Here is a 12896-nt window from a genome sequence, read left to right as displayed (position 1 = left end):
GATCGATACCTATTTCATGCCGCAGGGCGTCGCCGCAGACCTGATCGCCACCAAGTACGGCTTCTCGCGCGACGATGTCGACGCCTTCGCCGTGCGCTCGCACCAGCGTGCCGCAAAGGCCTGGGCCGAAGGCCGCTTCAAGAACTCGGTGATCCCCGTCACCGACGTCAACGGCCTCGTCATCCTCGACCGCGACGAGACGATCCGGCCGGGCACCGACATGCAGGCGCTGGCCGCGCTCAAGGCCTCCTTCGTCCAGATGGGCGAGATGGGCGGTTTCGATGCCGTCGCGACCTCGGCGCATCCCGATGTCGAGTTCGTCAACCACGTCCACCATGCCGGCAATTCGTCGGGCATCGTCGATGGCGCAGCGGCCGTGCTCGTCGGTTCGAAGAAGGCCGGTAAGGCAGCGGGCCTGAAGCCCCGTGCCCGCATCAAGGCCTTCGCCACGGTCGGATCCGATCTCGCGCTGATGCTGACCGGCCCGGTCGACGTCACCGAGCGCGTTCTGAAGAAGGCCGGCATGTCGATCAAGGACATCGACCTGTTCGAGCTGAACGAGGCCTTCTCCTCGGTCGTGCTGCGTTACCAGCAGGCGCTCGACATCGACGACGCCATCCTGAACGTGAATGGCGGTGCCATCGCCATGGGCCATCCGCTCGGCGCGACCGGCGCGATGGTGTTGGGCACCGTGCTCGACGAGCTGGAGCGTCAGGACAAGCAGGTCGCGCTGGTGACGCTCTGCGTCGCCGTCGGCATGGGCGTCGCCACCATCATCGAGCGGGTCTAGCGCCGTCATCCCGTGCGCGCTGCGGCATGCAATGCCGCTGCGCAGACACGGGACCGCGTGACAAGAAAACGCCTGAACATCGCCTTTTCCTGATGACGATCCCGGATCGCCGCAATGCGGCGCCCGGGATGACCCGACCCACCGGAGGGACCGTCCATGAACCTCACCAATTTCCGCTTCGAGACCGACGCCGACGGCATCGCCGTCGCGACCTGGGACATGCCGGGCCGCTCGATGAACGTCATCACCCCCGAGGTGATGGAAGAGCTGAACCAGATCGTCGACAAGGTCGCGGGCGATGAAGCCATCAAGGGCTGCGTCATCACCTCCGGCAAGGAGAGCTTCTCCGGCGGCGCCGATCTCACCATGCTCCAGGGCCTGCGCGATCTCTATGTGAAGCTCGCCAAGGAAAAGGGCGAGGCGGTCGCGATGCAGAGCTTCTTCGACGAGAGCCGCAAGCTCTCGCTGCTCTATCGCAAGCTCGAAACCTGCGGGAAGCCCTTCGCCGCCGCGATCCACGGGGTCTGCCTGGGCGGTGCCTTCGAGCTCTCGCTGTCCTGCCAGTACCGCGTCGTCTCGGACGATGCCTCGACCCGCGTCGGCCTGCCCGAGATCAAGGTCGGGCTCTTCCCCGGCGCCGGTGGCACCCAGCGCGTGGCGCGCCTGATGCAGACCGGCGACGCGCTCCAGATGATGTTCAAGGGCGAGCAGGTGAAGGCGCTGCCGGCGCGCAATTCCGGCCTCGTCCATGCCGTCGCACCCCGCGCCGACATCGTCCAGAACGCCAAGGACTGGCTCAAAGCCAACCCGCAGGCGACCCAGACCTGGGACCAGAAGGGCTTCAAGCTGCCCTCCAACAAGGTGCATTCGCCGGCCGGCATGCAGATCTGGCCGCCGGCCAACGCGATCTATCGCCGCGAGACCAACGACAACTACCCGGCCGCCCGCGCCATCCTCTCGGCTGTCTATGAGGGCTTGCAGCTCCCGATCGATCTCGGCCTCAAGGTCGAGAGCCGCTACTTCGCCAAGATCCTCCGGACGAAGGAGGCGGCGTCGATGATCCGCTCGCTCTTCGTCTCGATGCAGGAGCTGAACAAGGGCGCCCGCCGCCCGGCCGACGTGCCGCCGTCGAAGCTCAAGAAGGTCGGCGTCATCGGCGCGGGCTTCATGGGCGCTGGCATCGCCTATGTCACGGCACAGGCCGGCCTTGAGGTCGTGCTCGTCGATCGTGACATCGAGGCGGCCGAGAAGGGCAAGGCCTATTCGCACAAGCTGGTTTCCGACCAGATCATGAAGGGCCGCGCCAAGACCGCCGATCGCGATGCGCTGCTCGGCCGCATCAAAGCATCCGCCGATTATGCCGACCTCAAGGGCTGCGACCTGATCGTCGAGGCCGTCTTCGAGGACCCGAAGGTCAAGGCCGCGGTGATCGCCGAGGTCGAGGCCGTGGTCGGCCCGCGCACCATCTTCGGCTCGAACACCTCGACGCTGCCGATCACCGGCCTCGCCGAGAACAGCCAGCGGCCGAAGAACTTCATCGGTATTCATTTCTTCTCGCCGGTCGAGAAGATGCTGCTGGTCGAGGTCATCATGGCCAAGAAGACCGGCAAGAAGGCGCTCGCCATGGCGCTGGACTATGTCCGCGCCATCAGGAAGACGCCGATCGTGGTCAACGACACCCGTGGCTTCTACGCCAATCGCTGCGTGGGCAACTATATCCGCGAAGGCCATCTCATGCTGATGGAAGGCGTGCCGCCGGCGATGATCGAGGCTGCCGGCAAGCAGGCCGGCATGCCGGTTGGCCCGCTCTCGCTCAATGACGAGGTCGCGGTCGATCTCGCCTGGAAGGTGCTGAAGGCGACGAAGGCCCAGCTCGGCGACGCTGCCGTCGATCCGGCGCAGGAGAAGCTGCTCTCTGACATGGTGGAGAAGCACGGGCGTCTCGGCCGCAAGAACCGCAAGGGCTTCTACGGCTATCCGGAAGCCGGGCCGAAGCGGCTCTGGCCGGGCCTCGCCGATCTCGTCGGCAAGCAGCTCGATCCCGACAGCGTCGACATGGAGGAGCTGAAGCACCGGCTGCTGGTGACGCAGGCGCTCGAAGCCGCGCGGACCTATGAGGAAGGCGTCGTCACCGATCCGCGCGAGGCCGATGTCGGCTCGATCATCGGCTTCGGCTTCGCGCCCTTCTCCGGCGGTACGCTCTCCTATATCGACAACATGGGCGCGGCCGCCTTCGTGAAGCTCTGCGAGAAGCTGGCTAAGAGCCATGGCGAGCGCTTCAAGCCGAACCGCCTGCTGAAGCGCATGGCCAAGACCGGCGAGAGCTTTTACGGCACGGCCGAGAAGAAGTCGGCGGCCTGAGCGGGGGGCTCCGGTTCTCGTTTCGGTTTTTCTGGAGCCTTCATCCTGGGGAGCCGCGTCAGCGGCGTCTCGGAGGATGTTCCAGATGCCTCCGGAACTTCCTGAAGCATCCTTCGAGACGCCATTCCCACGGGAATGGCTCCTCAGGATGAGGCCGTAGAGCTGATTATCAGCTTTCAGTTCGCCAGCCGCGTGCGCAGCAGGCGATATGCGCCTCCGCGCTGTTGACCGTGACGCGGCCGGGCATGGCGCGGTCACACGATCCTGGTGAATGGCAGCTACGCCACGAAGCGAGCTTGCCGTCGGCGCGCGAGCAGGCCTACGCAGCAGATGTCGTCGTTCGATCGAATGATGTGTTCATCGGCTGCATCGGCAAGCGGTGTGCCGGTGGGGGCCGGTTTCGACGACCGGAAGCGAGGCCATAAGCACGGGGTCGGAACAAGTCCATGTCATCAAGGCCGATTCTGAGCTTTCCCGACCCGCGTCTGCGCGTGGCGGCTGCATCCGTCACGCGTTTCGATGCCGATCTACGGGAACTGGCGGCGGATATGCTCGACACGATGCGGGAAGCGCCCGGCATCGGCATCACCGCGCCGCATGTCGGCGTGTCGTTGCGGCTGGTGGTGCTGGAGCTGGTGCCCGGCGACGTCCGGACCTACGTCAATCCGGTCCTGGACGGTGTCTCGCGCGAGACACTTCGTCATGTCGAGGGCAGTATCGCGATGCCGGGCGTCACCGACGAGCTGGAGCGTCACGCCCATGTCCGGGTGCGCTATCGGGATCTCGACGGCGCGGAGCATGTGGAGGAGGCGGACGGCCTGCTGGCCGTCTGCCATCAGCACGAGATCGACCAGCTCGACGGCATCTTCTGGATCGACCGCCTGTCGCGGCTCAAGCGCGACAGGCTGATCGCCCGCTACAACAAGCTGCGGCGCAGCTGAGCGCAGGCGCGCTTTGCCTGCCTCCGCCCGGCTGGCGTCCGGGCGTCGTGAGCTCGTACCATTTGTTTGCGACGATTCGACGGTGAGGAGCGGGCTTATGCATATGGTGATGGTGATCGGGGGCGGCGTGGTGCTGCTGGGCCTGTTCCTGCTGTTCGGCAAGCTGTGGGGCGGGGCTCAGCCGGATTATGCGCTCGCCGCCAAGTTTTTCGTGCCGGTCTGGCTGGCCGTGACGTTGGTCAACATGTGGGTCGGCGTGACCAAGGCGGGCTATTCCGTGCGCGAGGAGCTGCCGATCCTCGTTCTGGTCTTCGCCGTGCCGGCCTTGCTGGCTCTGCTGATCGCCTGGCGCATCGGGCGCTGACAAATGCGCGAAAGCCGCCTCCCGAAAGGAGGCGGCTTTCGGTCTTAGGGCGCCGGGAAGATCGCCCTTATCCGGCTAGTTCGCGACCGATCGGATCACCCGGCGCAGCTTGCCGATCAGCTCATCGACCTGTGATTCCGTGATGATCAGCGGCGGCGAGAAGGCGATCGTGTCGGCGGCGGTGCGGATCATCAGCCCTTCCTCGTGGAAGGCGCGCTCGATCGCCTCGTAGCCGCGTTTGCCCGGGCCTTCCGCCCGTGGCGCCAGATCGACGGCGCCGACCATGCCGAGCGTGCGGATGTCGACCACGTTCGGCTCAGCCCTCAGGCTCATCACCGCATCGGCCCAGGCGCCTTCCATGGCGCGGGCACGCTCGAACAGCCCTTCCTCGCGATAGATGTCGAGGGAGGCGATGGCCGCGGCCGCGGCCAGCGGATGGCCGGAATAGGTATAGCCGTGGAACAGCTCGATGACGTTGTCCGGGCCGCCCATGAAGGCGTCGTAGATATGCTTGCGCACGATCACCCCACCCATCGGCACGGTGCCGGAGGTGACGCCCTTGGCGAAGGTGATCATGTCCGGGATCACGCCGTAGCGCTCGGCCGCGAAGGCGAAGCCGAGGCGCCCGAAGCCGGTGATGACCTCGTCGAAGATCAAGAGGATGCCGTGCTTGTCGCAGATCTCGCGCAGGCGCTTGAGATAGCCCTTCGGCGGCGGCAGCGCGCCGGTTGAGCCCGCCATCGGCTCGACGATCACGGCGGCGATGGTCGAGGCGTCGTGCAGTGCGACGATCCTTTCGAGATCGTCGGCGAAATGCGCGCCGTAATCCGGCTCGCCCTTGCTGAAGGCCTGCTTCTCGCGGTCGTAAGTGTGGGCGAGGTGGTCGACGCCGGTGAGCAGCGAGCCGAAGAACTTGCGGTTGTTCGACATGCCGCCGACCGAGATGCCGCCGAAGCCGACGCCGTGATAGCCGCGCTCGCGCCCGATCAGGCGGGTCTTGGCGGCCTTGCCCGAGACGTTCCAGTAGGCCAGCGCGATCTTGAGGGCTGAGTCGGCCGCTTCCGAGCCCGAGCCGGCGAAGAAGACATGGTCGAGATCGCCCGGCGCCAGCGCCGCGATGCGGGCGGCGGCGGCGAAGACCTTGGGGTGGCCGTACTGGAAGGACGGGGCGTAGTCGAGGTCGCGCGCCTGGGCCTGGATTGCCTGGATGATCGGCTCGCGCGCATGGCCGGCATTGCAGCACCACAGGCCGGCGGTGCCGTCCATGACCGGCTTGTTCTCCGGGGTGTAGTAGAACATGCCCTCGGCGCGCGCGACCATGCGCGGGTTCTTCTTGAACGACCGGTTGGCCGTGAACGGCATCCAGTAGGCTTCGAGGTCGTTCGGCGTGGCGATGGCGGAGGATGCGGACGTCATTCGAAGGCCCCTGTGGATTAACCTTGGTGAAAGCTAGCAGGAGCCACCGGCCTGTAAATCGCCATCATGGCAACGGATGGCTGCGCCCCACGGATGGCGGCCCGAACCCGCTTGCGGGTGACGTTAGGTCGTGGATGGCGTAAACTCCCCGCTTGAGGGGCGAAGGGCAGAACGGACCCCGATGGCAGAAAGTGCTGATGATCCTGGACGGCTGGACGTCAGAGCCGCTGCGATCATTCGCGCGGGTCTCGACCGTGTCCTCGTCTCGGACGCCTTTCGCGCCGCGCCCCAGCTCTCGGCCTTCCTGAGCTTCATCGTCGAGCGCACGGTCGAGGGCCGCGCGGCCGAGTTGAAGGGTTATACGATCGCGGTCGAGGGGCTCGGCCGGCCGGCCGATTTCAACCCGCAGCTCGATCCGATCGTTCGCGTCGAGGCCGGGCGGCTGAGGCGGGCGCTGGCGCAGTACTATGCCGGGGACGGTCGCGGCGATCCCGTGCAGATCTCGATGCCGGTCGGCGGTTATGTCCCGGTCTTCACCTGGTTCGGCGGGGAGGGGAGCCGGGCCCCAGCCGACGCCTTGGATGAGGCGCAGGAGCCGGACAGGCGGACGGCCCGCCGCTGGGCCGGCCTGACCCTTGCCGCGTTGGCGCTGGGCCTGCTCGCGCTCGGCTGGTGGTATCTGGCGCCGGCGCGCGGGCCGGTCCCGTCCGAAGAGGCGAAGCCCGCGGCGGTCGAGCAGAGCGCAGGCGCAGCCCGCGAGACGGCTGCGATGCCGCTGCTCCTGCGCGTCGCGATCATCATTCCCAATCCGCCCTCCGATCCCAAGCTGGCAGCCGTCCTGCGCCGCTTCTCGGCGCTGCTTGTCGATGCCATGGCGCGTTTCGATGACATCGTGACCATCAAGGCGCCGCCCCCTGGCTCGTCCGGGGAGGAGGACGTGGACTATGCCATCGAGATCGACGTTCAGGGGCTCGACGCTGGAGCCGTGGGGCTCGCCCGCCTGCGCGCGGTCCGGGATGGCCGCATCGTCTGGACGACCTCGTCGAGCCGGGCATCGATCGCTGCGCTCCAGGAGAACGACATTGCCGAGATGGCGCGGCGGCTGGCGACGCGATTGACCGAGCCCTTCGGCATCATTCCCGCCGATGCGCGTCAGGGCGCGACGTCCCCCGCCATACGCTGCATCCTGAAGGCGTTCGAGGCGCGCCGCTCGATGCAGCCCGAGATGCATCTGGCGGCCCGGACCTGCCTGGTTCAGCTCGTCGAGCAGGAGCCCGGCTTTTATCCGGGCTGGGCCCACCTCGCGATCATGACGCTGGGCGAGCATGCCGGCCCGGGCCGGCAAGGCGCTGGCCAGCAGGACGACGCCGACAACAGACGCCCGCCGCTCGACCGCTCCCTCGTGGCCGCGCTGACGGCGATCCGCCTGGCGCCGTCGGGCGCGCGGGCCTACCAGGCGCTGATGAAGGTGCTGCTGTTGCGCGGCGCGACCGACGAGGCGATCCAGATGGGCCGGGAGGCGCTGACGCGCAATCCCTACGATCCTGAAATCCTTGCCGATGTCGGCGCGCTCTATGTTCGGCTCGATCGCGCGGCGGAGGGTTTGCCTCTTCTGGAAAAGGCGACCTCCCTCAGCGTCGCCCGGCCGGCGCGCTACGATTTCTATGCGTTCCTTGGCGCCTATCTGGTCGGCTCGGGCAAGGCCTCCGACAATTATGCTGCGATGCTCGCCGGCGATTCCAGCCCGCTCAGCCTGCTCGGTCAGGCTCTCGACGCCGCAGCCGACGCCGATGCCGAAAGGCGGGCCAAGGCACTCGCGCAATTGCGGGAGAAATCTCCGGCCTTCGCGCAAAACCCGCGCGCTTTCCTCGAAAAGCGCGGTTTCGCCGGCTCGGTGATCGATCGGATTCTGACGGCGCTCGATCCGAACAAGCCGTAAGTCCCGGCCGGCGCACGGGATGTGGCGAAACTGGGGCGGATCGCTCGCAAAACCGCGCCGGCAAGGTTAATCTGCGGTTTGAGACCGTGATTCGTTCCCCCATTCCGATTCCTTGACGTAGCGCGAACGCTGCCGTGGCACCCGCCCGCTTGAAAGCTCTGCATCCTCTCGCTGGCGCCGTGACCGGCCTGTCGGCCGGCGCGGTGGTTGCGATCCTGCTGCCGGGCGGGCTCGGCTCGGCGCTTGGCCTGTTGGCCTCCGGGGCAGGGGCGATGTTGGCGATGCGGGCCTTCGAGCAGCGTGGCCTGGCCCGGCACGAGCAGGCCATGGCCGGGCTCGGCGAGGTCAAGGTCAGGCTCGCCACCAATGCCATTCGCCTCGATGCCCTCTCCCAGCGCGTCGAGCAGATGCCGATGCGCGATGCCGATGCCGCGCCGGCGCGTGCTGCGATCCATGAACTGACCGCCGAGGTCGGCCTGCTCGGCGACCTGATCCATCAGGTCGCGACGACGCTGGCCGACCATGAGACCGTCCTGGCGCGCCTGCCCGAACCGGCTCCGGCCGCCGCGCCTGCGCCGATACCCGAGGTGGTGCTCGATCCGGAAGCGGCCCGCCGCGCACGGGCCGAGAAGCTCGCCGCCGAGCGCGCTGCGGCAGCCGCCGCGGCGCGGGAGGAAGCGGAGGCCGAGCGGGCGGCCCTGATCGGCAAGGCCCTCAGCGAAGGCCGGCTCGAAGTCCATCTGCAGCCGATCGTCTCGCTGCCCCAGCGCCGGACCTGCGGCTACGAGGCGCTGGCGCGCCTGCGTCTCGACGAGAACACCCTGCTGCTGCCTCACGAGTTCATCGAGACCGTCGAGACGCGCGGCTTCGGGCCGACCCTGGACGCTCTCGTCCTGACGCGGGCCCTGGCGATCGCCCGCCATCTCGGCTCGAAGGACGGCGGCATCTTCGTCTCCTGCAATTTCAGCCATGCAACCTGGAGCTCGTCGCGGGCGCTGGCCACCCTGACCCGCATTCTCGACAAGTATCGCGACCATACCGCCCATCTCGTCATCGAGATGCCACAGACGGTGTTCCGCGAGCTCGATCCGACCAGTCTCGGCCTGCTCGGCGCGATGTCGGCGAACGGCGTGCGTTTCGCGCTGGACCAACTGGTGGACCTGCGGCTCGATCCGCGCGCCCTGTTCGATCGTGGCATCCGCTATGTGAAGGCGCCCGCTGCCCTGCTTCAGGCCCATGTGGAGGGGCGCGTCCAGAGCGATATCGATGCCGGCGATCTCGCCGCCTTGCTGGCTCGCATGTCGGTCACCCTCGTGGCCGATCAGGTCGAGGACAATCCGGCTGCGGCCGACATGATCGATCTCGGCGCCACGATGGGGCAGGGGCTGGCCTTCTCGCCGCCGCGCCCGGTCAAGCCCGAGGTCTTCGCCGAGCCGGAGCCTGCGCCCGCCGCAGTCGCCTCCGTCGCGCCGCCTCCGGAGCCGCTGCCCGAGGCCGCGCGGCCGCCGCAGAACATCGTCGATCGGTTGCTTGGCCAGGACAGGCGGATGCCGGCCTCGCCCGCGCTCCCGGAAGCCGCGCCGCAGGAAACGCGGCCCGAACGACTGCCCTTCCGGGCCGTCCTGCGCCGCGCCAGCGCCTGACGCGCGGCTGCCCGCCGCGCTCTCCGGTTCCGCTTCCGGCGAATCCCGTCTAGATCAGGTCTTGTCGAGGGGCGAAGCCCGCCTCCCTCATTCAACCGCCGGAGATCGAGACAGTGTCGTCATCGGGGATCGCTTCCACCCTTCCGCTTGCGGGCTTTTCCGACGTCGCGGATCGTTTCGATCTCTGCCTGTGCGATGTCTGGGGCGTGGTCCATAACGGCGTCGCCGCCTATCGCGACGCGGTCGCCGCGCTGATGCGGATGCGCCAGCATGGCGTCAGCGTCGTCCTCGTCACCAACGCGCCGCGCCCGGCTGAGGTCATCATCGGCCAGCTCGACGGTTTCGCCGTGCCGCGCGAGGCCTGGGACGCGATCGTCACCTCGGGCGATGTCTGCCGCTCCCTGATCCGCGAGCGCGCCGGCCAGCCGGTGTACCGGCTCGGTCCCGACCGCGACCTGCCGCTGATCGCCGGGCTCGACGTGCGCGAGTCCTCCCCCGACGAGGCGGCCTATGTGCTCTGCACCGGTCTGTTCGACGACGAGAAGGACACGGCGGCGACCTATGCCGATCTGCTCGCCGGTTTCGCCGCGCGCAATGTGCCTCTGATCTGCGCCAATCCCGACCTCGTCGTCGAGCGTGGCGGCCGCATCATCCCCTGCGCCGGCTCGGTCGCCCTGGCCTATGAGGAGATCGGCGGCAAGGTGATCTATGCCGGCAAGCCGCATCGGCCGATCTACGAGGCGGCGGTTGTTGCGGCCGAGAAGGCGCGTGGCAGCTCGATCGCCCGTGACAGGATCTGTGCGGTGGGCGATGCCATCCGCACGGACATCGCCGGGGCGGACGCTTTCGGCGCGGCCGGCATCATGGTGCTGGCCGGCATCCACGCCCAGGATCTGATGGAAGCGTCATGGGAGGAGCGTCACGGCTGGTTCGGCCGGCAGACGCATTGCCCGGCCTACGCGATGCCGCATCTGGTGTGGTGAGGAAGCAGGAGCATCGCCGTCATTCTCGGGCGGAGCGAAGCGCAGACCGGAGAAACTCCGTCAGGATAGGGCGCTCTCTCGTCCTGGGATGCTCGGGGCAGGCCCGAGCATGACGATCCTTACGCCGCGGCGCAGACCGATTCGATCTTGGTCTTCAGCGTCTGTGCGTTGAACGGCTTGACGATGTAGTTGCTGACGCCAGCCTTCTTGGCCGCGACGACGTTCTCGGTCTTCGATTCGGCGGTGACGATGATGAACGGCGTCTCCGCCAGCGCCGTCTCCTCGCGCACCTTCTGGAGCAGTTCGAAGCCGCTCATCGGCTCCATGTTCCAGTCGGAGATCACGAGGCCGTATTTCTTGTCGCGCATCTTCGAGATCGCGGCCGAGCCGTCCGAGGCATCGTCGACATTCTCGAAGCCGAGCTGCTTCAGCAGGTTGCGGATGATGCGGACCATCGTCTGGTAGTCGTCGACGACGAGGATCGGCATGGATGGGTCGAGAGCCATTCTGATGCTCCAGGCATGACGGTTGCGGTGCTGGGAGATGCCAGCGCCGTGCCGCTCGCTTGCGTTGATAGCCGGCCCGCCTTGCGAACCGGTTAATCCGATGCCGAAGTGACCCAAGGGTAGCCGGGTGCGCCGCACCAAAGTCCAATTGCGCTCATGTTGCGGTTGCGAGATGCTTAACCGGATTGCAGACAGGAGGGCGCAGGCTCGCGAGCCGCGCGTGATCCATGGCCGTTCAGCCGATGCCCGGCGGGCTCTATACCGTTCATGCCTTCGAGGATCTGGCCGTCGGGCAGAGCGAAAGCCTGATGCGGACGGTGATGGAGCGGGACGTCGCCCTTTTCGCCGAGCTCTCGGGTGACGCCAACCCGATCCATCTCTGCGATCATTTCGCCGCGAACACGAAGTTCGGCCAGCGCATCGCCCATGGCATGTTGACGGCGAGCCTGGTTTCCGCCTTGCTCGGCACGCGTTTGCCGGGGCCCGGCGCGGTCTATCTCTCGCAGACATTGACCTTTCTGGCCCCGGTCAAGATCGGTGACGTCGTCATGGCCCGCGTCGAGGTCGTCGAACTCGTCGCGGAGCGCCGTAGGGTCCGGTTCTTCTGCGAGTGCCTCGTCGACGGCAAGGCCGTGATGGAGGGCGAGGCCTGGGTCGCGATGCCGCCGAAGCCGCGCGGCTGAAGGGCGTAACCGGCCCGCGGCCTTGACGCCCCGCCGGGCTTCGCCGCAAAGACGGTCATCGCCCTGTTTGCTGGGGCAGGTGGACGTTTCCGATCGATGCCATCCCAAGCCGATGCGCCGCAGCCCCCCGAGCCGACGGCCGTGGTCCTCGACCTCGACAAGCCCATCCCCGAAGCGTTGCGCGGTGCCGTCCTGGCGCTCGGCAATTTCGACGGCGTCCATCGCGGCCATGCCGAGCTGGCGCACCGCGCCGCCTCCCTCGCCGCCGAGCTTGGCAGCAGGCCCGCCGCCTTCACCTTCGAGCCGCATCCGCGCAGCGTCTTTCGGCCCGAAGAGCCGGTCTTCCGGCTGACTTCGCCGCAGCTCAAGCTGGAACTGCTGGCCGATGCCGGCTTGCGCCAGGTCTTCGTCCTGCCCTTCGACCGCGAGATCGCGGCGCTTCCGGCGGAGCAATTCGTCGATGACCTGCTGATCGGGCGGCTCGGCGCCTCCGGCCTGGTCTGCGGCTACGACTTCCATTTCGGCAAGGGCCGGACCGGATCGCCGGAAATGCTGCAGGCCCATGGCCTTGCCATAGGCGTGCCCGTTTCGGTCGTCGCGCCCTATTCCTGGCAGGGCGAGCCGGTCTCCTCCACTTTGATCCGTACGGCGCTGGAAGCCGGCGACGTGGCCCGCGCCGCGACCTTCCTCGGCCGGCCTTGGCTGGTGCGCGGGCTCGTCGCCCATGGCGACAAGCGCGGGCGCGAGCTCGGCTATCCCACCGCCAACATGCAGCTTTCCCGCGACTGCAAGTTGCGCCACGGCATCTACGCCGTGCGCATGAAGATCGACGGCATCTGGCATGACGGCGTCGCAAGCTTCGGCCGCCGCCCGACCTTCGATGACGGCGCGCCGCGGCTCGAGACCTTCGTCTTCGATTTCTCCGGTGACCTTTACGGCCAGCGCGTCGATGTCGCCTTCGTCGACTGGCTGCGCGGTGAGGAGAAGTTCGATTCGCTCCCGGCCCTGATCGCCCAGATGGATGCCGATAGCGCCCGCGCACGCGACATCCTGGCGGGAACGCCGCCCTTCCTTCCGTAGGCCGCGCCTGCTAGAAGCCCTTCATGCCCGCAGAACGCGCCATGCTGATCGATCTTTCCCGGCGAATTACGGGCCCGGCTGCCGCCTCGCGCTAGATTAGCGCGGGCGCTTGCGCAGTCCGGGTTGAAGACCGCTTTTCCCGTTTTACGCGTGGATGCCCGAGGCCTCGACCGGCCCGCCGTCCCGACTG

General features: G+C 67.5%; 11 protein-coding genes. 9 read left to right on the top strand and 2 right to left on the bottom strand.

Annotation, left to right across the window (positions count from 1 at the left end; genetic code table 11):
- From JHD80_RS19045 to JHD80_RS19030, 4 genes are all read left to right on the top strand, one after another.
- The coding region (locus JHD80_RS19045) for an acetyl-CoA C-acyltransferase (protein WP_199090634.1) at nt 1-790 on the top strand (790 nt) is incomplete at its 5' end.
- 156 nt (nt 791-946) lie between these two features.
- Entirely contained in the window at nt 947-3151 is a 2205-nt protein-coding gene (locus JHD80_RS19040) for an FAD-dependent oxidoreductase (protein WP_199090632.1), read from the top strand.
- A gap of 446 nt (nt 3152-3597) precedes the next feature.
- On the top strand, nt 3598-4092 hold the full coding sequence (locus JHD80_RS19035; RefSeq protein WP_199090630.1) for a peptide deformylase: 495 nt from the start codon (nt 3598-3600) through the stop codon (nt 4090-4092).
- A 97-nt stretch (nt 4093-4189) separates the two neighbouring features.
- Nucleotides 4190-4456: a hypothetical protein gene (locus JHD80_RS19030; protein WP_199090628.1), complete on the top strand. Its 267-nt coding sequence runs from the start codon at nt 4190-4192 to the stop codon at nt 4454-4456.
- A 75-nt stretch (nt 4457-4531) separates the two neighbouring features.
- Here the strand turns inward: JHD80_RS19030 and aptA are convergent, their stop codons facing one another.
- The gene (aptA, locus tag JHD80_RS19025) at nt 4532-5872 is read right to left on the bottom strand and encodes an omega-aminotransferase AptA (protein WP_199090626.1); all 1341 of its coding nucleotides are present in this window, start codon (nt 5870-5872) and stop codon (nt 4532-4534) included.
- Between the two features lie 181 nt (nt 5873-6053).
- Here aptA and JHD80_RS19020 point away from each other — a divergent pair, with 181 nt between their 5' ends.
- The 3 genes from JHD80_RS19020 (at nt 6054) to JHD80_RS19010 (ending at nt 10437) form a co-directional block, all read left to right on the top strand.
- Complete coding sequence (locus JHD80_RS19020) at nt 6054-7811, top strand: tetratricopeptide repeat protein (RefSeq protein WP_199090624.1); 1758 nt, start codon at nt 6054-6056, stop codon at nt 7809-7811.
- A gap of 149 nt (nt 7812-7960) precedes the next feature.
- A complete protein-coding gene (locus JHD80_RS19015; RefSeq protein WP_199090622.1) occupies nt 7961-9454 on the top strand; it encodes an EAL domain-containing protein in 1494 nt (497 codons plus the stop codon).
- A 128-nt stretch (nt 9455-9582) separates the two neighbouring features.
- Nucleotides 9583-10437, top strand: a complete 855-nt coding sequence (locus tag JHD80_RS19010; protein ID WP_465246534.1) for a TIGR01459 family HAD-type hydrolase — start codon at nt 9583-9585, stop codon at nt 10435-10437.
- A 119-nt stretch (nt 10438-10556) separates the two neighbouring features.
- Here the strand turns inward: JHD80_RS19010 and JHD80_RS19005 are convergent, their stop codons facing one another.
- Nucleotides 10557-10943: a response regulator gene (locus JHD80_RS19005; protein WP_199090620.1), complete on the bottom strand. Its 387-nt coding sequence runs from the start codon at nt 10941-10943 to the stop codon at nt 10557-10559.
- 227 nt (nt 10944-11170) lie between these two features.
- Between JHD80_RS19005 and JHD80_RS19000 the strand changes: the two genes are divergently transcribed.
- Entirely contained in the window at nt 11171-11626 is a 456-nt protein-coding gene (locus tag JHD80_RS19000) for a MaoC family dehydratase (RefSeq protein ID WP_248311648.1), read from the top strand.
- Between the two features lie 96 nt (nt 11627-11722).
- Nucleotides 11723-12706: a bifunctional riboflavin kinase/FAD synthetase gene (locus JHD80_RS18995; RefSeq protein ID WP_199090618.1), complete on the top strand. Its 984-nt coding sequence runs from the start codon at nt 11723-11725 to the stop codon at nt 12704-12706.
- The last annotated feature ends 190 nt before the right edge of the window (nt 12707-12896 follow it).

The sequence above is a fragment of the Allobosea sp. ASV33 genome (assembly GCF_016428755.1).
Lineage (GTDB): Bacteria > Pseudomonadota > Alphaproteobacteria > Rhizobiales > Beijerinckiaceae > Allobosea.
This window is presented reverse-complemented; position numbering and strand designations above follow the sequence as displayed.

Excerpts from the sequence above, each read along its gene's own strand:
- JHD80_RS19030 (WP_199090628.1), top strand. The coding sequence starts at position 4,190 with ATGCATATGGTGATGGTGATCGGGGGCGGCGTGGTGCTGCTGGGCCTG.
- JHD80_RS19000 (WP_248311648.1), top strand. The coding sequence starts at position 11,171 with ATGGCCGTTCAGCCGATGCCCGGCGGGCTCTATACCGTTCATGCCTTC.
- JHD80_RS18995 (WP_199090618.1), top strand. The coding sequence starts at position 11,723 with ATGCCATCCCAAGCCGATGCGCCGCAGCCCCCCGAGCCGACGGCCGTG.
- JHD80_RS19035 (WP_199090630.1), top strand. The coding sequence starts at position 3,598 with ATGTCATCAAGGCCGATTCTGAGCTTTCCCGACCCGCGTCTGCGCGTG.
- JHD80_RS19020 (WP_199090624.1), top strand. The coding sequence starts at position 6,054 with ATGGCAGAAAGTGCTGATGATCCTGGACGGCTGGACGTCAGAGCCGCT.
- aptA (WP_199090626.1), bottom strand. The coding sequence starts at position 5,872 with ATGACGTCCGCATCCTCCGCCATCGCCACGCCGAACGACCTCGAAGCC.
- JHD80_RS19005 (WP_199090620.1), bottom strand. The coding sequence starts at position 10,943 with ATGGCTCTCGACCCATCCATGCCGATCCTCGTCGTCGACGACTACCAG.
- JHD80_RS19040 (WP_199090632.1), top strand. The coding sequence starts at position 947 with ATGAACCTCACCAATTTCCGCTTCGAGACCGACGCCGACGGCATCGCC.